The following is a 25,763-nucleotide window of genomic DNA, read 5'->3' as shown; positions in this document are numbered from 1 at the left end:
GCTGTCAAGAGAACCCTACCCACGGCGATCTGCCAAACCATTATTCCTGCCTTCGGTCTCGAGCTCACTACCGTCGCGGGATCGTCCGACCGCATCGAGCGCCGCCAGATATCCGAAAACCATTGCGGGACCGATAGTTGCACCTGGACCGGCATAGGTATGACCCATCACCGGTGAGCCGGTGTTACCTGCTGCATAGAGCCCGTCGATGACCGAACCGTCGGCGCGCAACGCTCGCGCGCGAGCGTCCGTGTTGATGCCGCCTTTGGTCCCCAGGTCTCCAGGCACCATCTTCGCGGCATAGAACGGACCCTTCGTGAGTTCTCCGAGGCTGGGGTTGGGCTTGTTGGTGCAGTCGCCGTAGTAGTGGTCGTATCTGCTTGTCCCACGGCCGAAGTCGCGATCGACTCCGTCGCGCGCGTGACTGTTGAATCGTGTGATGGTCGCGGACAGCGCATCGCCCGGCACTCCGATCTCGGCAGCGAGTTCGGCAATCGATCCAGCTCGCACGATCGCACCCGATTCGATCCACGACCGAGGTATCGGCCTGCGCGCCGGAACCCCCGCGAACAGGTAACGGTCACGGTACGTCTGATCGAAGATCAGCCAAGCCGGGATGTTCTCAGCGGGTCCTTCACCTCGGCCGTACTTTCCGCCGAACATGGCGTGTGCCGCTTCGACATAGGGAAGTGACTCGTTCATGAAGCGCTGACCGCTGGCGTTGACCATGAGGCTGCGAGGCAACGAGCGTTCCGCCAAGGCGAACCACGGGCCTTTGGGCAGTGGAATCGACGGGGCCCACCACGCGTCGTCCATGTACGAAATTGCGGCGTCGACGCGTAGAGCTGCACGGATGCCATCCCCGGTATTGGTCGGTGCCCCGAGAGTCCACTGCGCGCTACTCGGCCGTCGCTGGTACTCGCCTCGCATGTCGTCGTTGTTGTCGAACCCGCCACACGCGAGGATGACACCGCATCGAGCGTGCATGGTGGTCTGCACTCCCCCGGACTCGAGTCGCACACCCACGACACGATCACTGTCGGTCACCAAATCCACAAGCCTCGTCCCGAGCTCCACCGTCACTCCGGCGTCCCGAACTCCGAGCATCAGTTCGGCCATGAGCGCCGGCCCGAGCCCGATCAGCTTCTTCTTCCGAGCTCTTGCGGCCAGGGATCTCATTCCTACCCGAAGCATCCGCACCGGACCCCGCCAATGCCGGATCCCCGTGCTCAGCCAACGGTAATCAGATTGTTGGACAACCATGTTGAGCGGAACCTTCATGTACGGCGGATGAAGTGTCGCAAGATCGTCGCCCAGAGCTCGCGCGTCGAACGGGCGCGGCTCGCACGAGCGGCCGCTTGCACGTCCGCCAGGTGCCTCGGGAAAGTAGTCGGAGTAACCCTTCACCCATTCGAGCTCGAGTGCAGAGTGACGAATCAGGAAATCGAGGGCTTCCGGACCTCGATCGAGATACGTGTCGATTCGGTCGCTGTCTGCATCCTCTCCGACAATGCTCTTCAGATATGTTCGCGCAGAGTCGATATCATCTTTCGGTGCCTCGCGGCGAAGTATCGAGTTTCCCGGAATCCACACGCCGCCCCCGGACCGGGACGACGAACCGCCCCAGTATTCGGACTTCTCCACGAGTATCGTCGAGAGTCCGTTGCGGGCTGCGGTGATGGCTGCGGACATGCCGGCAGCCCCCGATCCGACAACAACGACATCCACTACGGGCGGCGCGGCGCCCTGAGAGTTCTCGTCCATCACTGGTCACGACCTTTCGTGTCATCTTCGTCCTGCGTGTGCCACCGGGATCCCCGAACTGCGTCGAGCGCCCCCTCGACGCACACGGGAAGTGATGCCCCGCGCTTGTGAGGGTTACGTATCCATTGCCGATAACCGAACTCCGCCGCTGCCAACATCAAATGAACGAGAAGTCCTGGGCGGCTGTCATTTTCCGGATCGAGGTACATCCGTTGTGCCACCAACTCGACCAACCGATCACGATGCTCGGGCGCGATCAGGGCGACTCGATCCATCAGGTGCGGCGCGGTGCGGAACGCTGCTCGCCACTGATCGATCTCCGAGGACTCGAAAGCATTGGAGCGTTCCAGGATTGCCCGCGAGATCGCAAGATCAGCCGACTCGGATGCCGGGCGATCCTCGAGCAGCGTCACGATTCCGGCGCCGCCCTGCCTGACCGGATCCAACAGCAGATCCTCCTTGTTACGAACGTGCCGGAAGTACGTACTCGCCGATACCCCCGCTGCCGCCGCAATCTGCTCGGTGGTCACATCCTCGAAACCGTCACGCGCGAACAGATCGAATGCCGCACGTTGAATGTCTGCTCGCACCTGCAACCGCTGTCTCTCCCGTAGTGACATCAGCAACGTCCTCCCGCCTCGGCCGAGATCCGGCCATTCTCGATAATGCGAGTCTCACCTATTGTGACAGTCACTGTCAATATCCAATTCTCTGTCAGATAGCAGCAGACCCGGGCACATCGTTGACAGGGCATTCGATGCCACGACAAGCTTCGAAGATGAAGCGATGGGGACCGAATCGAGACGTTTCTCCAACAATTTGTCGATGCGGGGCTTCAAGGCGCGGTCACCGAAGCGTATTTCGGTGGTCCACTCTGGCGCATGACCCTGCTCGCCCGTTTCGACGACCGAGCCCTTGGCCCCGACGGCGCCGTCATCTATCGAAATCGAACAGTGCTTCTCGTTCGGACCAAGTGGGAAAGATCATCGAGCAAGAGGACTACTACGAGGACACCGCCAGAATCGGTGACTTCGACAGGCGGCTCCGCGAAATCGAAGCCGGACGAGCCTGTGGCACAGTCGTGGAATGACAGACGTCAGGATTGACCGCCACCGAAAGCTGTCGGCGTTCCTGTCTTCCCAGAACGATGTCGAACTGGCCCGACTGGTCGACACCGTTCAAATCTCGAGTGTCGGCGTAGGTGGCGCCGCAGGAGTGATCAGGGTCTATGACAACAGGCTCAACGGCGTTCCGGTATTCACCAAACGCATCCCACTGAGCGTGCGGGAAATCGCCGAGGTGGGCTCTACTTCCAACCATTTCGATCTGCCGACGTTCTGCCAGTACGGCATTGGTGGCCCAAGCTTCAACGCCTGGCGAGAACTGGCCGCGAACATCGTGGTCACCGATGCCGTTCTGGCCGGCGAAACACAGTCGTTCCCAATGCTTTACCACTGGCGGATACTTCCCGGACGTTCGCCCGTTGCGGCCGAACACGCCGACATCGATTCCGTTCACACCGCCGGCGCCAGCCGTGAAGTGCGGACCCGTCTCGAAGCGCTTGCCGCTGCGCCGTGCAGCCTCGTACTGTTCTGCGAGTACATCGAACACCCGATCTCGAATTGGCTGGAAGACAACCCGTCCGCCAAAGCTGCCGAAGTCGAGCGACAGTTTTCGGAGATCGTGGCATTCTTGCGCGATCGACAGTTGCTGCACATGGACGGACATTTCGGCAACATGCGCACCGACATGGAGCGGATCTATCTCACCGACTTCGGACTGGCCACATCCCCACACTTCGACCTGTCGACTGCCGAGCACGACTTCGTCCGGCGCCACGCCACTCATGACGCCGACTACGCCGCCATGCTTCTGGTCAACTGGCTGGTGACCGAGGTCTGCGGGGTACCGAGGCCGACGAGCGGCGGACCAGTCGCCCGCAACCAGTACGTACGACGATGCGCCACAGGTCATATTCCAGGTGATGTGACACCAGAGGTGGCCGCGATCGTGACACGGCACGCGCCCGTCGCTGCGAGGATGAACGACTTCTACTGGCGATTGTTCGACGGCGACTTCGATGCGCCCTACCCGCATGCCGCGCCAGTTCCGACTTCCGGTCGAGCACAGGGTTTTCCCTGAACTGCCGTATTCACATCTCAGGGTTCATGTCATCCTCGGGACCGATGTGCTGGTCAGTGCCGGTAGGGCACAGTTCTCCTCATGATTGAACTGAGGGGATTGACCAAGGTTTACGGACCGACGAAAGCGGTGGACGATTTGTCGTTCACGGTCAAGCCGGGCATCGTGACGGGCTTCCTGGGCCCGAACGGTGCAGGCAAGTCGACGACGATGCGGATGATCCTGGGTTTGGATCAGCCGACGTCGGGTGCGGCGTTGATCGAGGGCAAGCCGTACCGGGAGCTCAAGACGCCGTTGCGGACGGTGGGTGCGTTGTTGGATGCGAAGTGGGTGCACCCCAATCGCAGTGCGCGGGCGCATCTGCAGTGGATGGCTGCTTCGAACGGGATCCCGAAGTCCCGCGTCGACGAGGTGCTCGGGTTGGTCGGATTGTCCGAGGTGGCGGGCAAGAAGGCCGGCGGGTTCTCGCTCGGTATGTCGCAGCGTCTGGGGTTGGCGGGTGCGCTGTTGGGGGATCCGAAGGTGTTGTTGTTCGACGAGCCGGTCAACGGTCTCGATCCGGAGGGCATCGTCTGGATTCGTAAGTTCATGCAGCGGTTGGCGGCCGAGGGCCGCACGGTGTTGGTGTCGAGTCACCTTCTGTCGGAGATGGCGCTCACGGCGGAGCAGTTGGTGGTGATCGGTCGGGGTCGGTTGATTTCGGATTCGACGGTCGCGGAGTTCGTGGATCGTTCGTCGGAGTCGACGGTGCGCGTGCGCAGCCCACAATTGGACGCTCTCCATGCCGCATTGACTGCCCAGGGACTGACTGTCCGCGAGGAACATTCAGGATCGGAGCCGGTGTTGGTGGTCGTGGATTCGACCACCGATGTGATCGGTGGTTTGGCTGGTTCGCAGGGAATCGTGTTGCACGAGTTAGCTTCTGTGCAGGGATCGCTCGAGGATGCGTTCATGAAGTTGACCGGGGACGATGTCCAGTACCACGCATCCGGTATCGATCCGGGCGCCGGAACCCACCACGCAAACACACAGCACGCTATGGGAGGTGCACTGTAATGGCTGTTCTCAGTGCTGAACGTATCAAGATCACCACGACCAAGTCGCCGCTGTGGTGCACGATCACAATCATCGTCCTAGGGTTGGGCGTCGCCTGGATGATCGGGCGTTCGTCGAGTTCGAGCATTCAGGCGTACAACGACGAAGCCGCATCAGGAACTCCTGATTTCGAGAAATTCCTCCCCACGTTCAACGACGCGGGGCTAGGAGTATCCGGATTCGGCGTCATGGTCCTGATGATCATGGCGGCGCTCGCGATCACCAGCGAGTACCGCTTCGGCATCATCCGTACCACCTTCCAGGCCATCCCGAGTCGGGCTTCGGTTCTGATCGCCAAAGCCGGCCTGATCGGGGCTTTCGGCGCGGTACTGTCCTTCGTTCTCATGCTCGGCGCGGTATTCATCACCAAAGCTGCGGCAGGCTCTGAAGGTTCCACCAATCTGGCACTGGACAACGCCGATGCCTGGCGTGCCGTTTACGGCGTACCGATCTTCGCGTTCCTCTGCGTCGCCCTTGCCATCGCCGTCGGAGCACTCCTTCGTCAGTCCGCCGGCGCCATTGCACTACTGCTGCTGTGGCCACTGCTCATCGAGAGCCTGTTCGGCATGTTCGGATCCTTCGGCAGAAACGTCACACCGTTCCTCCCGTTCGCCAACGCCGACCACTTCCTCTCTTCGGGTTCGAGCACCAATTTCCATTGGGGCCCTTGGGGAAGCTTGTTCTACTTCGCAGCGTTTGTGCTGGTGATATTCGGAATCAGCATCGCCGTCGTCAACAAGCGCGACGCCTGACCGAGTCGCAAACCGACCAAGACCAAAACTGGCCGCACCGGAGCCCTTCCGGTGCGGCCAGTTTCGCGTTGACAGAACCCGCAGCGCTTGTCGATCACGCCAAGGAACAGGACAGGGCACGCGCGGGTTCGCGTCACTCTGCCCCGCGGACGCGGCACCTCGAAATAAGACCTGGTCGAGTTCCTGGCGGACTGACCTTACGCGTCAGCGTTCCAGTTGCGCGGCAAGCTCTTTCATCCAATCGAGGAATGCCTGCGGGCCGTCGAACTGGACGCCGTCGACAGCAGCCACTTCCGGTGCGATGTCGTCGCCCTTGACCACCAACGCTTCTCCACCCGAGGCAAGGACAGCGGCAAAGGCCGGTAGGTCACCCCGGTCGTCGCCCGCGTACGCGACGACGTCGACCCCTGCGGCCGCGATCGCGCGAAGGAGGCCTGTCCCCTTGTCCTCCTCAACTGGTGGGCGCAATTCCTCGACCAACTTGCCGGGCTCACGCCGCAACCCGGTCCGGCTCGCGATTTCTGTCGTCGCTGCTTCCACCAGGCGCTGCGCGACCGCACGATCCGCGGCCCGACGCCAATGCACGGCCACCGCAAGGCCTTTGCTCTCGACATGGATGCCAGGAACTGCCGGAGAGTCGAACAAGCGTCGCAATTCGGCTTCTGCTTCGGCGACAGCATCACTGAACGCCGCGACGGCCGGAAGCACGTGGATTCCGTCGTCCGTCCAGGTCTCGACGCCGTAGGAACCCATGAGCACAACGGAATTCAAGCTGAGCCGCTCTCGCAAGAACGACACAGGCCGTCCCGAGAGCAAGCCGACAACACCGAGATGCTCGGCCAGGGTCGCAAGCACGTCTTCGGCGCCGGGCAGTAGCGCACTCGCCGACGGATCGTCGACGATGGGTGCAAGCACGCCGTCGAAATCCATCACCAGTCCACAGCGAGCTGGATCGGACGTGAGTCGGAGGATGACGTCCGAAGCGGTTCGCATGGTTCGAGTGTGCCAAATCGATCGCACTCGCAATACCAACACCGGAGCCGAATGTAATCTCTGCCACTTCGTCCAGGTTGTCCGGAACCACTGAGTAGGTCGCGTCGTCTCCCTGTAAGGGCCCACAGTGGTCCGCTAAAGTTCTCACGACGCTTACCAACTGGGGGGTAATGATGAGCGAATTGACGGTCGCCACTGACGGCATCCGAAAGTACGGCTCGACGTCGACCGAAGCGGCAGGACGCATCGCGCAGGCCGCCGCCGTCGATCTGGGTGCAAACATCGCAGCAGTCGCACCGGCCGTGGGCCCCGTCGGGATCGAATTTCTCGAAGCATTCGCGCGCGCTCAGGCCACACACACCAAAGATGTTGCAGCACTCGCCAGGTTCTACGCCGGCAACGCCGCGACGGCCGGTGCAGCCGCGCAGGCCTACGACACCACAGATCATGCAATCGCAACAGATCTGACCGCTGCGGCCGGATCGACGGGCGCGACCGCGTGAGCACCGAAGACGACTCGACGACCGTCATCGAATTCCTTCACGGTGGCGCTCCTGCCCCGGTACTGCCGAACAATGTGGTCGAATCGATGCTCGCCGGCATACCGGTACCGGCACTCCCCGGAATCGAAGATCTGTTCGCGCCCTTGATCGAACTCGGGAAGAGTCTCGGCACAGGCACTTTTGCGGGCATCGATCCCGTCGGCATCTTCGATCAGGCGTCCACTCTCATCGACCACGCCATGGGACTGTCCCGAAGCGCGGTCGCCGACGTGGGCCAGACCTGGAACAGCACCGGCAGTGACGCCGCGACCGAACTGTCGCGATCCGCCCAGAACAGCGGCGCAGAATTGAGCGAACGCGGAACCGCGATATCGAAAACTGCTGCCGCCGCCGCGGAATCGGTGCAGCGAGGCAACGCGAATCTCGCGGCAATCGCGCAGTCCTTCGCCACCACGGTTGCAGCTGCCGCGCCCATCGCGTGGACACCACCAGGACAGGCGATGTTGCTTGCCTCGGCAGCTGAACACATGCAGGCAGCCGTCGCGGCGGTGACTCGGACGCGTGGGGAGATGCTCGGGCACACCGCAGCCATGAACGCCCTTGCCGGACCGATCCCCGTGCCGACCCCACCGACCAGTGAGGCACTCTCCAACCTGGTCAGTGCGGAGGCAATCAACAACGCCGCCCGTCAGATCGCCCAACCTCTTTCTGCCTCAACCGATGCCGGTGATGCGCCGTACTCCACCCACCCGGACTCCACTCAGCCAGGCACCGAGGCTGTTCGAACCTCGGCTGCACAGGCCGGCGCCGGGCTTCCGACCGGCGTCGACAAGCTGTGGGGCGCAGGCAATCCGTCGACGTCACTCGCAGCCGGCGCGTCGCCGTCACCCAGTGCGACGGCAAGCTCTGGCGGAGCATGGGTGAGCGGAAGCGGTGGCACTACCGGCGGAATGGTGAGGGGTGCAGCGGGAGTTGCTGCAGTTCAACCGGTTCCGGTAGCAACGCCCGGCCTGGGTGCACCATCGTCGACAGTCGGCAGTAGCGGCATGTCGCCGGGCGGCATGCTGGGCGGTGGACCCCGCGGATCTCGGGACGACGAGTCGCCACGCACTACCCCGAGGTATCTCGTCACCGCCGGCGACGAGAATTCGATGGTCGACGATCTGCCGATGGTGTCGCCGCCCGTGCTCGGGGCTGACGATCCCGATCAGTACCTGTTCCGAGATCTCTGATCAAGACAAACCTCAGACGAAGCCCAACTCCCGCACCGCCGCACGCTCCTGCTCCAGTTCGCTGACGGACAGGTCGATCCGTTCGCGTGAGAAGTCGTCGATCGCGAGGTCGGGAACGATAGCGAACTCGCCATCGGCACAGGTCACCGGGAAGGAAGAGATCAATCCTTCGGGCACTCCGTAGGAACCGTCCGAACAGACGGCCATGGATACCCAGTCGTCCTCGGCGGTACCGATCACCCAGTCGCGGACGTGGTCGATCGACGCGCTGGCCGCACTCGCCGCAGAGGACGATCCACGCGCAGCGATGATGGCGGTGCCTCGCACCTGCACAGTCGGGATGAAATCGTTCTCCACCCAGTCGCGGTCGTCGATCACCGCGAGTGCAGGCTCACCTGCGACAGTCGCGTGGGACAGGTCCGGGTACTGCGTCGCCGAATGGTTTCCCCAGACGGACACCTTGCGCACCGACGACGCACGAACCCCGGTCTTCTTCACCACCTGCGCGATCGCTCGGTTGTGGTCGAGACGCGTCAGTGCACTGAACCGAGTATCGGGTACATCCGGTGCATTGTTCATCGCGATCAGCGCGTTGGTGTTGGCCGGATTTCCCACGACCAGCACCTTGACGTCCGAGGCTGCGTTGTTGTTGATCGCCTTCCCGTGCGCTGTGAAAATCGCGCCGTTCGCACTCAGCAAGTCGGCACGCTCCATCCCCTTGCTCCGCGGACGTGCGCCGACCAGCATCCCGACGTTCGCGCCGGAGAAGGCGACATCGGGATCGTCGGTGATGTCGATGGAGCTCAGCAACGGAAATGCGCCGTCTTCGAGTTCCATCGCAACGCCTTCGGCAGCGGACACGGCGGCAGGAATCTCGAGCAGTCGAAGTTTGATCGGGACGTCAGCGCCGAGCATCTCCCCCGCAGCTATGCGGAAAAGCATTCCGTATGCGATCTGACCCGACGCTCCGGTTACCGTGACGGTTACGGGCGCAATACTCATTGCCGACTCCTCACCTGCCGTTTTCACGACTGTCCGTTCTACAACGCTGTAAGAACGGTTTCCACGCTAGTCGAGTAAACCGGCCACTTCGTGGTCTGTCAGTGTGGTTCTCGGCACTCGTCCCTCCGCCGTCACGAGTTCGACGGCGCGGTAGAGCGGACGCTCGGCGAGTCCGGCGCCGCGGGCTTCGGCACGCAACTGTTCGATCAGCACCGAGGACAACGCGGCAGCCGGTACCAACTCGCTGGCCGCCAGCGCGTCCGCGAGCTTGCGGAGTGCAAGGATCTCCAACTCGCGCCCACCCCCCGCGGTATACAGCGCGAGCGGGATCCGCACGGTGGACCGTCCGTCGCCGAGCGTCAAGCTGACTTCGCTGATCCGGCCGGATCTCACCGTCAATGCCGCCGTGAGTACCTCGGCCACGTCGACGACGTTGGTTCGAAAACCAGCTTGCGCACGAACTCTGTTGCCGTACAACGTGATGTGCCGGCGCAGCGTCATCAGGATCGCCAGTGACGTCGGCACCGCGATGACGGCGCCGACGATCACTCCAACGGTCGCCGTCGAGAACACACTGACGATCAACCCGACGACCACGCCGAACACCACGACAACAACGGCGAACTTCTTCAGCCGCGGCGCGATCAACGCCACGGGAACCAGATCGAGCGAAACCGGTTCGGCCTCAGTGCTCAACGAGTTCCCCGAGCTTGTCGACAACCTGGTCGAGCGCCACTGTCTCCTGCTCACCTGTTGCCAACTGTTTGACAACGACAACGCCCTCTTCGAGTTCACGCTCGCCGAGAATCAAAGCGATCGCGGCACCCGAACGATCAGCTGCCTTCATCGAGCCCTTCACGCCACGGTTTCCGTATGCCAGGTCGACACGAATTCCGTTGGCACGCAACTGATGTGCGATCTTCACCAGTGCCGCCTTCGCCTCGGCACCCATCGGTACACAGAAGACGTCGACACGCGCCGGTGGCGCAACGGACTTGCCCTCGGCCTCGAGCGCGAGAACCGTGCGGTCGACGCCGATTCCGAACCCGATGCCCGAGAGCGGCTGTCCACCCAGCTGTTCCATCAGACCGTCGTAACGACCACCACCACCGATTCCGGACTGCGCACCCAGTCCGTCGTGCACGAATTCGAAGGTTGTCTTGGTGTAGTAGTCGAGGCCGCGGACCATGCGCGGGTTGACGACGTACGGAACGCCCAATGCGTCCAGGTGCGCTAGCACCTCGTCGAAGTGCGCCTTGCAGCTCTCGGACAGGTGATCGAGCATGAGCGGTGCGCCCGCAGTCATCTCGCGTACATCCGGGCGCTTGTCGTCGAGCACGCGGAGCGGGTTGATCTCGGCGCGTCGACGCGTGTCCTCGTCGAGTGGGAGTGCAAAGAGAAACTCCTGCAGCAGTTCGCGGTACTGCGGCCGGCAGGTGTCGTCACCGAGAGAGGTGATTTCGAGGCGGAAGCCGTCGAGCCCCAACGACCGGAATCCGGCGTCGGCGATCGCGATGACCTCCGCGTCGAGCGCGGGGTCGTCGATCCCGATGGCTTCTACGCCGACCTGCTGCAACTGGCGGTAGCGACCGGCCTGCGGGCGCTCGTAGCGGAAGAACGGGCCCGCGTAACTGACCTTGACCGGCAACTGTCCACGATCGAGGCTGTGCTCGATGACCGCACGCATGACTCCGGCGGTTCCCTCGGGACGCAACGTCACCGAACGGTCACCGCGGTCGGCGAATGTGTACATCTCTTTGCTGACGACGTCGGTCGACTCACCGACACCGCGAGCGAACAGGCCGGTGTCCTCGAAGATCGGCAATTCGATGTGGCCGTATCCGGCCAACCTCGCGGCGCGCGTCAAACCGTCACGAACGGCGACGAATTCGGCTGACTGCGGCGGAACGTAGTCCGGAATGCCCTTGGGTGCAGAGAAGGTGCTGGCTTTACTCACGAGAGGTACTTTTCCTTATTCTTGTGCGCTGAGTCCAACGAGAAACGGATTCGAGCTTCGCTCGGCGCCGATCGAACTGTTTCCGCCATGCCCGGGCAGGACCACTGTCTCGTCACCGAGTACCAATAGCTTGCGGGCGATCGAAGCGAGCAACTGCTCGTGATTTCCGCCGGGCAGGTCGCTGCGCCCGATGGAACCCTGGAACAGAGTGTCACCGGTGAACGCCAAATCCACGGGCCCGCTCTCGGTGTTCGCCTGGGTGCGGAACACCACCGATCCCTGCGTGTGCCCGGGTGTGTGGTCCACGACGAACGTCATTCCGGCCTCGGTGATCTTGTCTCCGTCGGCCAGTTCGATCACCTCGTCCGGCTCCACGAACGTCATGCCTTGAATGAATTCCTTCATCGTCGGGCCGATCCCCCGTGCCGGATCGCTGAGCATGTAGCGATCCTCGGGATGGATGTACGCGGGTACGGAATACCGCTCACAGACCTCGCGGGCCGACCACACGTGATCGAGATGACCGTGCGTCAGGAGGACCGCCGTGACCGACATGTCCTTGGAGTCCAGATATTCGAAGAGCGGCTCAGCTGCATCCTGACCCGGATCTACGACTACGCACTCGCACGCGTCGTCCTGAGCGAGTATGTAGCAGTTGGTTTGGAACATCCCGGCCGGAAAACCAGTGACGAGCACGGGGGCAACTCCTCTTCGAAGGGTGGAAACGAACAACACGCTGTCGGTTACAGCCTAAGCTGCTGCCCCGCCAGTAAGTTCTCAGGTTGCAATGGGAGACTCTGACGACGAGTAGAGCCGCTTGCCGAAGCCGACCCCCAGGGTGTTGCTCGGCCGGCCGACCACGATCCACCCGCGATACGGAGGACTACAGCAGTGCCGAGTAACGAGCAACGCCGCGAGGCGGCGAAACGCAAGCTCGAGCGTCAGCTCGAACGTCGCGCAGAACGTGCCCGCAAGCGCAAGCAGATGACGATAGCCGGAACTGCGCTCGGCGTGGTCGTCGTAGTCGGCGTCGTCGGTGGACTCATCTGGCTGAGCAATCGCAGTGACGACGACGCGAACACCACCAACACTGCTGCCGACGACTCGAGCCTCACGCCACAGACCGCGGGTGCAATGCCGGCCGGTCTGTCGACGCCACTGGCCGACACGGTTTCCTGCTCGTATCCAGCCGACGGCGCTACCGCGTCCAAGGCCAATAACCCTCCTCGTACCGACGGGATTCCCACCACCGCGCCGGACGCGACGCCGAGCATCAGCGTCGAGACCTCGCAGGGAAACATCGGGCTCACACTCGACGGAACGAAGTCTCCGTGCACGGTCAACAGCTTCGTGAGCTTGGCGCAGCAGGACTACTTCAACGACACCACCTGCCACCGCATGACGACGAGCCCCTCGCTCCAGGTGCTGCAGTGCGGTGACCCGTCGGGCACCGGCACCGGCGGACCGGGCTACGGCTTCGACAACGAATTCCCCACCACGGCGTATTCCACCACCGATCCGGCAGCGCAGGAGCCCGTCACCTACGCGCGCGGCACGGTTGCGATGGCCAACACCGGGGCACCCGGTAGCAACGGCAGCCAGTTCTTCCTCGTCTACGGCGACTCACAACTCCCCCCGCAGTACACGGTTTTCGGCACGATCGACGAAACCGGGCTCGCCACTTTGGACAAGGTCGCGGCCGGCGGATCGACGCCAGAGGGTGACGGCAAGCCGAATCTGACCACCGACATCAAGACAGTAAGGCTCGACTGATGCGACGTAATCCTGTGATGCGCTTTCCTGTAGTTATTGCCGCCGCAAGCGCCGCGGCGCTGCTTCTGGCTGGTTGTTCCAGTGATTCCGGTAGCTCGGACTCGGCGTCCAGCACCTCCAAGGCGAAGACGACAACGGCTGCCATGCCGCCGCTCGACATGTCACAGTTCGACGCACTCCCGCCTGTCCCGACTCCGGCCTCGGCGACCGTCGACTGCTCGTACCCGAGCGCGGCGGGTGCAGCAAAAACCGTCAATCCGCCGAACTCCACGGGTGTGTCCACCGAGGGAACCGTCAACGTCGCGCTCACGACTACGGCCGGCCCGATCGGGATGGAACTGAACCGGGCGGAAGCCCCCTGCACGGTCAACAGCATCGTGAGCTTGACCGAGCAGAAGTACTTCGACGACACCCCGTGCCATCGACTCGTCACCACACCCGGTCTACAGATCCTGCAGTGCGGCGATCCCTCGGGCAAGGGCACGGGCGGACCGGGCTACGGCTTCGACAACGAGTACCCGACCACTGCCTACCCGGCTAACGATCCGGCACTCTCCTTGCCTGCCGTCTACCCCCGCGGCACGCTGGCAATGGCCAACTCGGGTAAACCGGGCAGCAACGGCAGTCAGTTCTTCCTCGTCTACGAGGATTCGGTCTTGCCGCCCAACTACACGGTCTTCGGAAAGATCGACGACGCCGGCCTGGCGACGATCGAGAAGATCGCGGCCGACGGCGACGACGGTGGCATGGGAGCAACCGGCGGCGGTGCACCCAACACCCCGATCACCATCGAGACTGCAGTAGTCGCCTGACCCCCTGTGCGCCTTTATTAACCGCCCGCGGTTAATAAAGGCGCACAGCAGCTTACGAGGCAGAGGTCACGCGGTAGACGTCGTAGACGCCTTCCACGTTACGAACCACGTTGAGAACATGACCCAAGTGCTTCGGGTCGCCCATCTCGAAGGTGAACTTGCTGATCGCCACCCGGTCGCCGGACGTGGTGACCGAGGCCGACAGGATGTTCACCTTCTCGTCGGCCAACGCCTTGGTGACGTCGGAAAGCAACCGATGACGATCGAGCGCCTCTATCTGGATCGCGACCAGGAACACCGATGTCGCTGACGGTGCCCATTCGACGTCGATGATTCGCTCCGATTGATCGTGGAGCGAGTTGGCGTTGGTGCAGTCGGTACGGTGCACGCTGACCGCGCCGCCACGCGTGACGAAGCCCAGAATCGAATCGCCCGGTACCGGCGTGCAACACTTCGCGAGTTTTGCCACCGTGCCCGGTGCTCCGGGAACCAGAATTCCGGAGTCACCCGTACTGCGGGTGCGCACCGGCATGGTCGACGGCGTCGAACGCTCGGCCAGTTCCTCCTCGACGGCGCCGACGCCGCCCAGATGAGCAACCAGTCGCTGCACGACGTGGTGCGCCGACACCTGACTCTCGCCTACGGCCGTGTACAACGCCGAGACGTCGGGATAGCGAAGTTCGTGCGCGATCGTGCTCATCGATTCGGCATTCATCAACCGCTGCAACGGAAGTCCCACACGGCGGACCTCCTTCGCGATCTGATCCTTGCCGGACTCGAGCGCCTCCTCGCGGCGTTCCTTCGCGAACCACTGACGGATCTTCGCCTTGGCACGCGGCGAGACGACAAACGTCTGCCAATCACGGCTCGGCCCGGCGGTGGCAGCCTTCGACGTGAAGACCTCCACCACTTCGCCGTTTTCGAGAGTTCGTTCCAGCGCGACCAGTCGGCCGTTGACCCTGGCACCGATGCATCGGTGCCCGACCTCGGTGTGCACCGCATACGCGAAATCGACGGGGGTCGATCCGGCAGGCAACGTGATGACGTCGCCCTTCGGCGTGAAGACGAAGATCTCCTTGACCGCGAGGTCGTAACGCAACGATTCGAGGAACTCCCCCGGATCGGCCGCTTCACGTTGCCAGTCGAGTAGCTGACGCATCCACGCCATGTCGTCGACCTCGGCGATGTCGCCCGCGTGCTTGCCCTTGGTCTCCTTGTACCGCCAGTGCGCGGCGATACCGAACTCCGCGGTCCGGTGCATGTCCTGGGTCCGGATCTGGACCTCCAGGGGCTTGCCTTCCGGTCCCACGACGGTGGTGTGCAGCGACTGGTAGACGCCGTAGCGCGGCTGTGCGATGTAGTCCTTGAAGCGTCCGGCCATCGGCTGCCACAGCGAGTGGACAACACCGACCGCGGCGTAACAGTCACGCACCTCTTCGCACAGAATGCGCACGCCGACCAGATCGTGGATGTCGTCGAAATCGCGGCCCTTGACGATCATCTTCTGGTAGATCGACCAGTAGTGCTTGGGCCGGCCCTCGACGATGGCATTGATCCGCGAGGCGGACAGAGTCGAGTTGATCTCGGCGCGAACCTTGGCCAGATATGTGTCTCGAGAGGGCGCGCGATCGGCGACCAGTCGAACGATCTCGTCGTACTTCTTCGGGTGCAGGATCGCGAACGAAAGGTCCTCGAGTTCCCACTTGACGGTCGCCATTCCGAGCCGATGCGCAAGTGGTGCAATGACTTCGAGAGTCTCACGCGCCTTACGTGCCTGCTTTTCGGGCGGCAGGAATCGCATCGTGCGCATGTTGTGCAGACGATCCGCAACCTTGATCACGAGCACGCGCGGGTCCCGCGCCATCGCGATGATCATCTTGCGGATGGTTTCGCCCTCGGCGGCGGTGCCCAGAACGACCTTGTCGAGTTTGGTGACTCCGTCGACAAGGTGAGCGACCTCGTCACCGAAATCCTTGGTCAACTCTTCGAGTGAGTAACCGGTGTCCTCGACGGTGTCGTGCAGAAGGGCTGCGACGAGGGTGGTGGTGTCCATTCCCAGCTCGGCCAGAATGCTCGCGACGGCCAACGGATGCGTGATGTACGGATCGCCGGACTTGCGCCGCTGGCTCGAATGTCTGTCCTCGGCGACGTCGTACGCACGCTGGAGCAGCGCGAGGTCGGCCTTCGGATAAAGCTCACGGTGGAGGCTGACCAACGGCTCGAGCACCGGGCGGATGGTGGCGTTGCGCTGACCGGTGATGCGTCGAGCAAGCCGAGCGCGCACCCTACGGGAGGCGGAAGCGGGCACGGCCAGATTCTGCCCACCCCGATTGCCGGTAGTTTGCGCAGATCCCGAATCGTCGGGCACCGCGGACTTCGATGGTGTCGTCTCCGGAGCCGGAACTGCACCCGTCTCCTGCGACACTGCACCCGAGTTCTGTGATCGATCAAGATTCGACGTCATGTCGCCACCTCCTACCACCGAGTTGGTTGAGGCAACCGCCCTGCATCGGGTAATTGCCCTGGAGGTCTAACTCGACCCCCAGGAGACAACTTTAATACTCAGACCTTCACCAGTGATGTCAGTGGGTACTTCAAGAAGCGATCTCGACCGCGCAGTTCCTCGATCTCGAGCACCACTGCGACGCCGACGACGTTCGCTCCACCCAACTCGACCAACTGTACCGCCGCCTCGAGTGTCCCTCCGGTAGCCAGAACGTCGTCGATCACCAGAACATTCCGCCCGGTGAGATCGAAGCCGTTTGCGGGGATCTCGAGAGTCGAGGATCCGTACTCGAGGCTGTACGAACGAGAGAGTACCGGCGGCGGCAGTTTGCCGACCTTCCGCACGGCCACCACCCCAGCACCCATCTTCGCAGCCGCGCCGGCACCGAGCAGGAACCCGCGAGCATCGACGGCGGCAATCGTGTCGGCGTCCGGAGCACAGGCGACAAGGGCGTCGAGCACGGCCCCGAACCCCTCGGCGTCGGCGAACACCGGAGTCAGATCGGCGAACCGAACCCCGGGCCCGGGAAAGTTGTCTGCCCAGCGAGTCAGCCGAACAACGGCGTCTCCGGCAGCCCGGTGGATTGCGATCAATTCTTCAGGCGTGTGCAAGGCAACACCATTCGAGACGCTCATCTGCGTAATACCCATCTGTCCATGTTCCAGCCGGTAGCGGCCCGAGTCGGATTGACCAACACTGCCGACATGCCTGGAGCTACAGCGACAGTTCGTAGTTGATTGAACAGTGGAATCGTAGGCACCTGGGTCCACAGGATGTTCTCCGCCTCCACCGAGAGTCCCAATTGCGCACTCGTGCTCGCATCCACGTTCAACTGATCGATGATCTGATCGATCCTGGCATTTCCGTACGTACCGAGGTTTGCGCCGTTGCCCGATCGCAGCGCTCCGCGCGCGTCGATCATGCTCGCTGTTCCGCCTGCCCCGACTTTGCCTGCCATGCCGGAAAGCACAGCGTCGACTCCCCCCGGACTGCAGACTCGCAGGATCGAAGCTGTCGGTACTCGCGTCCTCGATCGTAATTCCCGCCGGAGCACACGCGGCTTTCGCTTCGGAGACGATCTGCGCCCGCACCGGGTCCGGTGCGAGGTACCCGACCCGGACGGTCAACTGGTCGAGATCGGCTTCCGACAACGACGTCTTCGCGGCATCGACGTCGGCATTGGCGTACCGGTCACCGTCGACCGCAGCGGCGTCGCTGTACACGAGTGAATCCGGCGCCATCAGTCGCGAATCGACCACGCCGGAACCCAGACCAGCCTGCGGCGCGTTATCCGTCTGCCCGAACTTCTCGAACAGAGTTGTCCGCGGAACACAATGCGCGAACGCTCGACGGGCGGCTTCGTCGCCCAGCGAACCAGACGTCGCGAGAACGAACTGCTCGATCGACCGCGACGGAATCTGTTGGACGTCGAACCCGGACGGAGTACCGAGTTCGCCAGCCGAGCCGGAAGCGACGTCGACTACCTCGATCGAGTTCTTGTCGAGATCCTCGGTCAAATTCACACCACGTGGCCAGACGACGATGCGATCGGTCGCAGGCTTGTTGCCCCACCACCGCTCGTTCGCGACCAGCACCAGGCCGTCGTCGGTACTGTACGAGTCGATTCGATACGGACCAGCGGAGGGCAGTACGGAGGTGTCCACCTGACCTGGAGTCAGGTTCCACCCGGTGTTCCAGAAGTCCGCGATCTTCGACAACGCTTCGGTGTCACCGGCATTCACCGCGCTCACCACGTCGCTGACACCCGTGCGCTGCGTCACGACGTGTGAAGGCATCAACGCAGTCGCACCGAACAACGACCGCCAATCGGTGAACGATCGCCCGGGTTTGAAGAACACCGTCGCGTCCTTCGCCCCGCTCTGGCAGTCGATCCGGTCGATGTCCGCGTATCCGAGATTGTTCGCCGTGTCGAACATGGGCTTCACGGCACCATCGACGTCTTCGGTGAACTTGCCACTCGACGCCGCCCAGGTGAGGACGAGATCGTCACAGGACATCGGAATCCCGTCGGAGTACACGGACGCCGGATTGAGCTTGTACGAGACCGTGAGCACGTCACCGGGCAACTCCGACGCCGTTCCGATGTCGGTGTCGGAGACAGGTGCTCCGGCCGGGCCGGTGAACGTGAAGCCGGGAAGCACCCGGCCGAACGCGGCCATCGCCCCGGACACCGATCCAGCTGTCGTGTTGGCGTTGTACGTGGAGATGGAGTTGTCGATGGCATATCCGATGGACGGAACCTGCTCGGCGCTTTCCGAGCAGGCCGCCAACGAACCCGCAGCCACAGCGGTGGCCGCAACGAACGTCATCGATCGAACCAGTGTGCGTGTTCTTGGGAGCATGTTCAGTGCCCCTTCTTGTTTCGCTTTCCGGTCGGCCGCGCACCCGGCTGCGGAGCAACCGGAGCACGGCGTGCAACTGGTGCGCCGACGGCAACCGTCTGCGTACCCTTCTCGGCCAGCGTAGCCCGGCGCGAGAGCACCTTACGAGTGTGCGCGGCAACGGGTCCCCAGCGTTCCTTCATCGACACCAGGAGCGGCGTCGCGAAGAAGATCGAGGAGTACGCACCCACGATGATGCCGACGAGCTGAACGAGCGCAAGGTCCTTGAGTGTGCCGACGCCGAGCATCCAGACCGCGACAACCATCAGAGCGATCACCGGGAGCACGCTGATGACGGTCGTGTTGATCGATCGCATCAAGGTCTGATTCACCGCGAGGTTGGCCTGCTCGCCGTACGTCCGGCGCGTCAGATGCAGAACACCGCGGGTGTTCTCTTCGACCTTGTCGAACACCACCACGGTGTCGTACAGCGAGAAGCCGAGAATGGTAAGCAAACCGATCACCGTCGCGGGCGTCACCTCGAAACCGACGAGCGAGTAGACGCCGGCAGTGACGATGATGTCGAAGAACAACGCAACGATCGCAGCTACCGCCATGTCCCGCTCGAAGCGGATGGCGATGTAGATACTCACGATCACCAGGAACACAATCAGCGCGATCAGCGCCTTCTTGGTGATCTGGCCGCCCCAGGTTTCACTCACGTCCGCAAAACTGATGGCTTGCGCCGACGGGTTCCCGTTCTTGTCCTTGGGCTGGAACTCGTCGAAGAGAGCCGACTGAAGATCGTTGATCTGCGTCGCGTTCAACGTCTCCGACCGGATCTGCACGGTTGCGCTGGCACCCGAGCCGACTGTCTGCACGCTGACCGGTTCGAACCCGAGTGTGTCGGAGTAGACGGTTTCCACCGCCGACGTCTCGACTCCACCCTCGGCCGGGAACTGAATGCGTGATCCGCCTTCGAAATCGATACCGAAGGTGAAGCCGCGCAGGATGATGCTCAGCAGCGCAATGGCGACCAGAGCGCCGGTCAGTCCGTAGTAGAAGCGACGCTTGCCGACGACCTCGAACGCACCCGTTCCGGTGTACAACCGCGAGAGCCAGCTGTGCTTGGGCATCGCGCCCTGATCGACGCCTGAGTCGGTGATCTCCGACCGGGCCGCCGCATCGGCGGACTCGGCGGCGGAACTGTTGGTGGACCCCACCGGGGAGTTGTTGGACTCGCTCATGCTCGTGTCTCCTTAGCCGACGCAGCGGCGGCAACCTTACGTTCGCGGGCAACCTCTTGCACTGCGCCGAGACCGTTGACGCTGGGCTTGGACCAGAACGCCGAACGGGACGCCATGCTGACCAGTGGCCACGTCACGAGGAACACGACAATCACGTCGAGAATGGTCGTCAGACCCAAGGTGAAGGCGAAGCCTCGCACCTGTCCGACCGCCAGCACGTACAGAACTGCAGCGGCGATGAAGCTCACCGCGTTGCCGGAAAGAATTGTTCGGCGTGCTCTTGCCCAACCGCGTGGCACCGCCGAGCGGAAGCTACGGCCCTCACGCATTTCGTCCTTGATGCGTTCGAAGAACACGACGAACGAGTCGGCGGTCATACCGATACCGATGATCAGACCAGCCATGCCGGCCAAGTCGAGCGTGAAGCCGATGTATCTGCCGAGCAGAACCATGATCGCGTAGACCATGACTCCGGAGAGAATCAGCGACAACGCCGTCAGGACGCCGAGCATGCGGTAGTAGACGAGGCAGTACAGCAGAACGAGAACGAGACCGACCGCGCCGGCGATCAATGCCGCCTGCAGTGAGGCCAGGCCGAGCGTGGCCGAGACCGTCTCGGCCTCAGAGGCTGCGAACGAGAGCGGAAGCGAACCGTACTTCAGTGTGTTGGCAAGTTCTTTGGCACTCTCGGCAGTGAAACTGCCCGTGATCGAGGTGGCGCTACCCGCAGGCGTTGCACCTTGAATCGTGGGAGCGCTGACGACCTTCGAGTCGAGCGTGAACGCTGCCTGCTTGCCGATGTTGGCTGAGGTGAACTCGGCCCAGGTGTTGCTGCCGGTCGTCTTGAACGAGAGGCTGATCTCGTGGCGCGACTGCTGCGAGTTGAAGACCGAAGACGCGTCGGCAATCTCCTGTCCGTCGATGATCGAAGGACCGAGGAGATAGATGTTCAGTCCGTCTTGCGAGCAGGCGACCAGCGGCAGGGTCGGGTCGTCGTTTCCACGGAGCGGATCCGCGACGGAGCAGTCGAGGTTCGCCACTGCTTGCTGCTGCACTGTCGGATCGCTGCTCTGTCGGAGGGCGCGCGCTGCGGCGATTTCCGCTGCTGCTGCGTCGCCTTCGTCGGTGCCGTCGCTCGGCGCGTCCCCGGTGGGGGCCGGAGTCGTTGTCTGCGGCGCGGGCGTTGCCTCGGGAGTAGTCGGGTCCTGAGCCAGGAACGGACGGTTCTGCGGCGTCTGCGTCCCGTCAGCGGGTGCTTCGGGGGCCGGTGCATCAGTGGCCGGAGTTTCGGCCGCCGGCGCCTCGGGCGTAGCTGTCCGATTCGCGTCACGGGTGGCGACGTCGATCGAACCCGTCACCGGGCGGATGTACAGACGAGCGGTCTGGCCGAGCGAGCGAGCCTGCGCACTGTCGTCGCCGGGAACGGTGATGACGAGGTTGTCACCGTCGACAACGACCTCGGAACCGGAAACGCCGAGACCGTTGACGCGGGTCTCGATGATTTCCTGAGCCTGCTTGAGACTGTCCTGACTGGGAGCGCTGCCGTCCGGGGTACGAGCGGTCAACGTGACGCGCGTTCCACCCTGCAGGTCGATGCCGAGTTTCGGCGTGGCCGACTTGTCTCCAGTGAAGAACACCAGGGCATACAGTGCCACTACCAGGACCCCGAAAAGGGCCAGGTAGCGGACCGGATGCACCGTTCCGGTGGAAGGTGCCACGATCTTTAAGTCTCCTCGGTAGGTGCAGAGCTTCAGTAAGTGCACGGCTCGGGTGGTCGACGACCACCCGAGCTGCGGCGTTCGAACTGCAACGATTGATCAACGGGGTGAACTGAGCTGCTGGTGTAAGAGCGGACAAGACAATCTGGACGTGTGTCCGAGTTCACAACTCTAGAACACGTACCAGTTCGACGAAGTCAGGACTCCTTGGTGAGCCGGATTTCGGTGTCGGCAGCAGACTCTTCGATCTCGGAAATCGAGTCGTCGTCGTACTCGTCGGTCTCGGTCGTCTCGACGACGCGCTCACGGATGACCAGACGCGACCAGGTGGTGATGACACCGTCCGCGATCTCGAGGTCCACGGTCTCGTCGTCCAGGGAAGCGATCGTGGCGTAGAGCCCGGCCGTGGTCTGCACCCGATCGCCGACCTGCAGCGAGTCCTGCATCTCGGAAGTCGCGGCCAAGGCCTTCTTCTGCTTGCGCATGCCCAGGAACATGGGCACCAGCAGTGCGAGGATCAAGAGGGGGAAAAGCAAACTCGACATGTGTTGATCAACCTCGGTTGTGTTGCACGTTTTACGCCGCGATGGTCCCGGATGGACCTACGCAATACACCAGTGTGCCATTAGTTGCTGAGGATTCCTGACAGATCGGCCGTTCAAGTAGGCCTTTCCAGTCGAAATTCACTCGCCGTTCGGATCGAACAACGTGGCCTGCGGTTCGTTGACACGAACCTCGATACCGCCCGCTGCGGCATCCGGCGGCGGTGTCATTCCGAGTTGAGTCCAGGCAGCGGCGGTAGCCACACGTCCTCGCGGCGTCCGGGCGATCATTCCGGCCCGGACCAGGAACGGCTCGCACACTTCTTCCACCGTCGACGGTTCCTCGCCGACGGCCACCGCAAGCGTCGACACGCCGACGGGCCCGCCGCCGAACGAACGCACCAAAGCACTCAGTACCGAACGGTCGAGACGGTCCAAGCCCAACTGGTCCACGTCGTAGACGGCCAAGGCCGCCTGAGCGACGTCCATGGTGACGATTCCGTCGGCGCGCACCTCGGCGAAGTCGCGAACCCGGCGCAGCAATCGGTTCGCGATACGCGGTGTCCCCCGCGAGCGTCGTGCGATTTCGGCACCGGCATCGACTTCGAGATCGACGCCCAGAATTCCGGCCGAACGCATCAGAATCTGTTGCAGCTCTTCGGGTTCGTAGAAATCCATGTGAGCGGTGAACCCGAAGCGGTCGCGCAACGGACCGGTCAGCGCACCCGACCGCGTAGTCGCACCGACCAGCGTGAACGGTGCAACCTCCAGAGGAATCGACGTGGCGCCCGGCCCCTTACCGACGACGACGTCGACACGGAAGTCTTCCATGGCCAGGTACAACATCTCCTCGGCCGGACGAGCGATTCGGTGAATCTCGTCGATGAACAACACGTCGCCCTCGACGAGGTTGCTCAGCATCGCAGCCAGGTCTCCGGCGCGTTCGAGCGCCGGTCCGGACGTCAACCGCAGAGAAGAGCCCAACTCCCCCGCGATGATCATCGCCATCGACGTCTTGCCGAGCCCGGGGGGACCGGACATCAGGATGTGATCAGGCGTGCTGCCACGAAGTTTTGCTCCGGTGAGCACGAGCTGCAGTTGTTCGCGAACACGAGGTTGACCGATGAAGTCGTCGAGACTCTTGGGGCGCAGACTCGCTTCGACATCACCGTCTCCCGCCACCAATTCGGCAGAGACCTGCGACTCGTCGTCGAAATCGTCGATCGGGTCGAAGTTCATCGAGTCTTACCGAGCAGCGACAGAGCGGAACGCAGTGCGACCGACGTGGTGGCCTCGGGCGATTCCGCCAGAACCGAATCCGTGGCCTGCTCAGCCTGCTTGATCGGGAAGCCCAGACCTTCGAGAGCCTCGACGATCTGATCACGGATCGAGCTGCCGACGACGACGCCGGACGCCGCGCCGGCCGTCGTCGCGACGGCGTCGACCTTGTCACGCAGTTCGACAACCATGCGCTCGGCGCCGCGTTTTCCGATACCGGGCACCCTCGTCAACGCCGTCAGGTTGCCTTCCGAGAGCGCCCGCCGCAGCGCGTCCGGTTCGAGAACTGCAAGAGTTGCCATCGCCAGGCGCGGTCCGACTCCGGAAACCGTCTGCAGGAGGCTGAACAGGTCCTTCGACTCGGTATCGGAAAAACCGTACAGCGTCATCGAGTCTTCGCGAACGATCATCGTCGTGAACAGTCGCGCTTCGCTTCCCCGGTGCAGCGCACCGAGAGTCACCGGGGTGGCATTGACCCGATAGCCGACACCTGACGCTTCGATGACCGCGTGATCGAGCGCAATATCGAGTACCTCGCCGCGTACCGACGCGATCATCGTGAACCTGCCTTCTTCGTCTCGGCCAATTTTGCCTGATACTTACGCATTTGTTCAGCGGCCATCGCCTCGGCGCGGGCCATCCGCTCGATCATCGGTGCTCGCCAGCAGTGACAGATCGCCAGCGCCAGAGCGTCGGCAGCGTCAGCAGGTTTCGGCGCCGTCTTCAAATTCAGAATTCGCGTCACCATCGCAGTGACCTGCGCCTTGTCGGCGTTACCGCTGCCGGTGACGGCGGCCTTCACCTCGCTGGGCGTGTGGAAACACACCGGAATGCCGCGTCTGGCGGCAGCGAGCGCGACAACTCCGCCTGCTTGCGCCGTCCCCATCGCGGTACTGACGTTGTGCTGCGCGAACACGCGCTCGATCGCGACCACCTCCGGCTTGTACTGATCGATCCACAGTTCAGCCGCATCGGAGATCCGCAGAAGCCGAGAACCAAGGTCCATCTCGGCCGGAGTCCGCACCACGTCGACCGCAATGGGGCGCACTTTCCTGCCGTTGCTCCCGTCGACCACTCCCAACCCGCAGCGAGTCAAGCCTGGGTCCACTCCGAGCACGCGCACTTGTCACACCTCTCCATACCGAACAGCTGTTCGATAGCTTAGCGGTGCGCGGGACTACTACCCCGCATCAACACGCAACCCGGCCCGGACGCGGACGTCAGGACCGGGTTGAGTTGAAAAGCAATCAGTCTTCGAGAGCCGCGAGAACCTCGTCGGAAAGATCGATGTTGGTGTAGACGTTCTGCACGTCGTCAGAATCTTCGAGCGCGTCGACGAGCTTGAAGATCTTGCGTGCGCCGTCGACATCCAAGGGAACCTCGACGGAAGCGCGGAAATCGGCTTCAGCGGAGTCGTAGTCGATGCCGGCTTCCTGAAGTGCCGACCGTACGGCAACCAGATCCTGTGGCTCACTGACGATTTCGAAGGTTTCACCGAGATCGGTGACTTCCTCGGCACCGGCGTCGAGCACAGCCATCAGGACGTCATCCTCCGACTGGCCGTTCTTCTCGAGCGTGACGACACCCTTGCGAGCAAACAGGTAGGAGACGGAACCCGGGTCAGCGAGGTTGCCACCGTTACGGGTCATCGCGGTGCGAACTTCACCGGCTGCGCGGTTGCGGTTGTCGGTGAGGCACTCGATCAGAACGGCGACGCCGTTGGGTCCGTAGCCCTCGTACATGATGGTCTGCCAGTCTGCGCCGCCCGCTTCTTCACCGGCGCCGCGCTTGCGCGCACGCTCGATGTTGTCATTGGGAACAGACGTCTTCTTCGCCTTCTGGATGGCGTCGTACAAGGTGGGGTTGCCCGTGGGATCGCCACCGCCGGTTCGTGCCGCCACCTCGATGTTCTTGATCAGCTTCGCGAAGGATTTGCCACGACGTGCGTCGATCACAGCCTTCTTGTGCTTGGTGGTGGCCCATTTTGAGTGGCCGCTCATGCGATTCAAGCCCCTTTCCTGCTGCGTTGCGCACGCCGAATGCGCGTCTTTCAGCTCTGCCGATGTTACCCGTCCCACGTCACAACTCGCTGCATCCCCCGACAC

Annotated in this window: 23 protein-coding genes and 1 pseudogene; 7 read left to right on the top strand and 17 right to left on the bottom strand. The window is 62.8% G+C overall.

Annotation, left to right across the window (positions count from 1 at the left end):
• Nucleotides 1–15: 15 nt before the first annotated feature.
• Both kstD and M0639_RS13720 read right to left on the bottom strand, forming a co-directional pair.
• The gene (gene kstD / locus M0639_RS13725) at nucleotides 16–1,764 is read right to left on the bottom strand and encodes a 3-oxosteroid 1-dehydrogenase (protein ID WP_064075362.1); all 1,749 of its coding nucleotides are present in this window, start codon (nucleotides 1,762–1,764) and stop codon (nucleotides 16–18) included.
• Nucleotides 1,764–2,384: a TetR/AcrR family transcriptional regulator gene (locus tag M0639_RS13720; protein WP_030536452.1), complete on the bottom strand. Its 621-nt coding sequence runs from the start codon at nucleotides 2,382–2,384 to the stop codon at nucleotides 1,764–1,766. The genes kstD and M0639_RS13720 overlap by 1 nt, the downstream gene beginning before the upstream one ends.
• 466 nt (nucleotides 2,385–2,850) lie before the next feature.
• Between M0639_RS13720 and M0639_RS13715 the strand changes: the two genes are divergently transcribed.
• From M0639_RS13715 to M0639_RS13705, 3 genes are all read left to right on the top strand, one after another.
• Nucleotides 2,851–3,906 (top strand): BUD32 family EKC/KEOPS complex subunit, encoded by a 1,056-nt coding sequence (locus M0639_RS13715; protein ID WP_030536453.1) that lies wholly within the window; start codon nucleotides 2,851–2,853, stop codon nucleotides 3,904–3,906.
• An 81-nt stretch (nucleotides 3,907–3,987) separates the two neighbouring features.
• Nucleotides 3,988–4,962 (top strand): ABC transporter ATP-binding protein, encoded by a 975-nt coding sequence (locus M0639_RS13710; protein WP_064075363.1) that lies wholly within the window; start codon nucleotides 3,988–3,990, stop codon nucleotides 4,960–4,962.
• Complete coding sequence (locus M0639_RS13705) at nucleotides 4,962–5,753, top strand: ABC-2 transporter permease (protein ID WP_003943323.1); 792 nt, start codon at nucleotides 4,962–4,964, stop codon at nucleotides 5,751–5,753. Before M0639_RS13710 ends, M0639_RS13705 begins: the two co-directional genes overlap by 1 nt.
• 204 nt (nucleotides 5,754–5,957) lie before the next feature.
• Here M0639_RS13705 and otsB read toward each other — a convergent pair whose 3' ends face one another.
• Entirely contained in the window at nucleotides 5,958–6,746 is a 789-nt protein-coding gene (gene otsB, locus M0639_RS13700) for a trehalose-phosphatase (RefSeq protein WP_228232714.1), read from the bottom strand.
• Between the two features lie 173 nt (nucleotides 6,747–6,919).
• Here otsB and M0639_RS13695 point away from each other — a divergent pair, with 173 nt between their 5' ends.
• Together M0639_RS13695 and M0639_RS13690 are read left to right on the top strand one after the other, a co-directional pair.
• Complete coding sequence (locus tag M0639_RS13695; protein ID WP_064075382.1) at nucleotides 6,920–7,249, top strand: type VII secretion target; 330 nt, start codon at nucleotides 6,920–6,922, stop codon at nucleotides 7,247–7,249.
• A complete protein-coding gene (locus tag M0639_RS13690) occupies nucleotides 7,246–8,481 on the top strand; it encodes a hypothetical protein (RefSeq protein WP_231915017.1) in 1,236 nt (411 codons plus the stop codon). The genes M0639_RS13695 and M0639_RS13690 overlap by 4 nt, the downstream gene beginning before the upstream one ends.
• 12 nt (nucleotides 8,482–8,493) lie before the next feature.
• On the opposite strand, the gene M0639_RS13685 is transcribed toward M0639_RS13690, so the two are convergent.
• From M0639_RS13685 to M0639_RS13670, 4 genes are all read right to left on the bottom strand, one after another.
• Complete coding sequence (locus tag M0639_RS13685) at nucleotides 8,494–9,483, bottom strand: malate dehydrogenase (protein ID WP_042452093.1); 990 nt, start codon at nucleotides 9,481–9,483, stop codon at nucleotides 8,494–8,496.
• A 66-nt stretch (nucleotides 9,484–9,549) separates the two neighbouring features.
• Nucleotides 9,550–10,179 carry a hypothetical protein gene (locus M0639_RS13680; RefSeq protein WP_007732974.1) on the bottom strand — a complete coding sequence of 210 codons (630 nt, stop codon included), beginning with the start codon at nucleotides 10,177–10,179 and terminating at the stop codon, nucleotides 9,550–9,552.
• Nucleotides 10,169–11,440 carry a histidine--tRNA ligase gene (gene hisS, locus M0639_RS13675; protein WP_064075364.1) on the bottom strand — a complete coding sequence of 424 codons (1,272 nt, stop codon included), beginning with the start codon at nucleotides 11,438–11,440 and terminating at the stop codon, nucleotides 10,169–10,171. Before hisS ends, M0639_RS13680 begins: the two co-directional genes overlap by 11 nt.
• Before the next feature lie 15 nt (nucleotides 11,441–11,455).
• Nucleotides 11,456–12,136 (bottom strand): MBL fold metallo-hydrolase, encoded by a 681-nt coding sequence (locus tag M0639_RS13670; RefSeq protein ID WP_007732970.1) that lies wholly within the window; start codon nucleotides 12,134–12,136, stop codon nucleotides 11,456–11,458.
• A gap of 195 nt (nucleotides 12,137–12,331) precedes the next feature.
• Here M0639_RS13670 and M0639_RS13665 point away from each other — a divergent pair, with 195 nt between their 5' ends.
• Nucleotides 12,332–13,213: a peptidylprolyl isomerase gene (locus M0639_RS13665; RefSeq protein ID WP_003943303.1), complete on the top strand. Its 882-nt coding sequence runs from the start codon at nucleotides 12,332–12,334 to the stop codon at nucleotides 13,211–13,213.
• Nucleotides 13,213–14,025 carry a peptidylprolyl isomerase gene (locus tag M0639_RS13660; RefSeq protein WP_371714537.1) on the top strand — a complete coding sequence of 271 codons (813 nt, stop codon included), beginning with the start codon at nucleotides 13,213–13,215 and terminating at the stop codon, nucleotides 14,023–14,025. The genes M0639_RS13665 and M0639_RS13660 overlap by 1 nt, the downstream gene beginning before the upstream one ends.
• 52 nt (nucleotides 14,026–14,077) lie before the next feature.
• On the opposite strand, the gene M0639_RS13655 is transcribed toward M0639_RS13660, so the two are convergent.
• The 10 genes and pseudogenes from M0639_RS13655 to M0639_RS13610 form a co-directional block, all read right to left on the bottom strand.
• Nucleotides 14,078–16,489 (bottom strand): RelA/SpoT family protein, encoded by a 2,412-nt coding sequence (locus tag M0639_RS13655; RefSeq protein ID WP_003943344.1) that lies wholly within the window; start codon nucleotides 16,487–16,489, stop codon nucleotides 14,078–14,080.
• A gap of 98 nt (nucleotides 16,490–16,587) precedes the next feature.
• Nucleotides 16,588–17,166, bottom strand: a complete 579-nt coding sequence (locus M0639_RS13650; protein ID WP_019748305.1) for an adenine phosphoribosyltransferase — start codon at nucleotides 17,164–17,166, stop codon at nucleotides 16,588–16,590.
• Nucleotides 17,163–18,894, bottom strand: a pseudogene (locus M0639_RS13645) (ABC transporter substrate-binding protein). The gene M0639_RS13650 and the pseudogene M0639_RS13645 overlap by 4 nt, the downstream one beginning before the upstream one ends.
• 2 nt (nucleotides 18,895–18,896) lie before the next feature.
• Nucleotides 18,897–20,120, bottom strand: coding sequence for a protein translocase subunit SecF (gene secF, locus M0639_RS13640; protein ID WP_007732958.1), 1,224 nt, complete (start codon nucleotides 20,118–20,120; stop codon nucleotides 18,897–18,899).
• Nucleotides 20,117–21,838 carry a protein translocase subunit SecD gene (gene secD / locus M0639_RS13635; RefSeq protein ID WP_007732956.1) on the bottom strand — a complete coding sequence of 574 codons (1,722 nt, stop codon included), beginning with the start codon at nucleotides 21,836–21,838 and terminating at the stop codon, nucleotides 20,117–20,119. Before secD ends, secF begins: the two co-directional genes overlap by 4 nt.
• A 197-nt stretch (nucleotides 21,839–22,035) precedes the next feature.
• Nucleotides 22,036–22,383 carry a preprotein translocase subunit YajC gene (yajC, locus tag M0639_RS13630; protein ID WP_064075366.1) on the bottom strand — a complete coding sequence of 116 codons (348 nt, stop codon included), beginning with the start codon at nucleotides 22,381–22,383 and terminating at the stop codon, nucleotides 22,036–22,038.
• Nucleotides 22,384–22,521: 138 nt separating this feature from the next.
• Entirely contained in the window at nucleotides 22,522–23,619 is a 1,098-nt protein-coding gene (gene ruvB, locus M0639_RS13625) for a Holliday junction branch migration DNA helicase RuvB (protein ID WP_003943304.1), read from the bottom strand.
• Nucleotides 23,616–24,215 carry a Holliday junction branch migration protein RuvA gene (gene ruvA, locus M0639_RS13620; protein WP_007732953.1) on the bottom strand — a complete coding sequence of 200 codons (600 nt, stop codon included), beginning with the start codon at nucleotides 24,213–24,215 and terminating at the stop codon, nucleotides 23,616–23,618. Before ruvA ends, ruvB begins: the two co-directional genes overlap by 4 nt.
• Nucleotides 24,212–24,781: a crossover junction endodeoxyribonuclease RuvC gene (gene ruvC, locus M0639_RS13615; RefSeq protein WP_064075367.1), complete on the bottom strand. Its 570-nt coding sequence runs from the start codon at nucleotides 24,779–24,781 to the stop codon at nucleotides 24,212–24,214. Before ruvC ends, ruvA begins: the two co-directional genes overlap by 4 nt.
• A gap of 124 nt (nucleotides 24,782–24,905) precedes the next feature.
• Complete coding sequence (locus M0639_RS13610; protein WP_007732951.1) at nucleotides 24,906–25,658, bottom strand: YebC/PmpR family DNA-binding transcriptional regulator; 753 nt, start codon at nucleotides 25,656–25,658, stop codon at nucleotides 24,906–24,908.
• Between the last annotated feature and the right edge of the window lie 105 nt (nucleotides 25,659–25,763).

The sequence above is a fragment of the Rhodococcus qingshengii JCM 15477 genome (assembly GCF_023221595.1).
GTDB lineage: Bacteria > Actinomycetota > Actinomycetes > Mycobacteriales > Mycobacteriaceae > Rhodococcus_F > Rhodococcus_F qingshengii.
The sequence above is the reverse complement of the archived record's forward strand: the minus strand, read 5'-3'. Positions and strand labels throughout refer to the sequence as shown.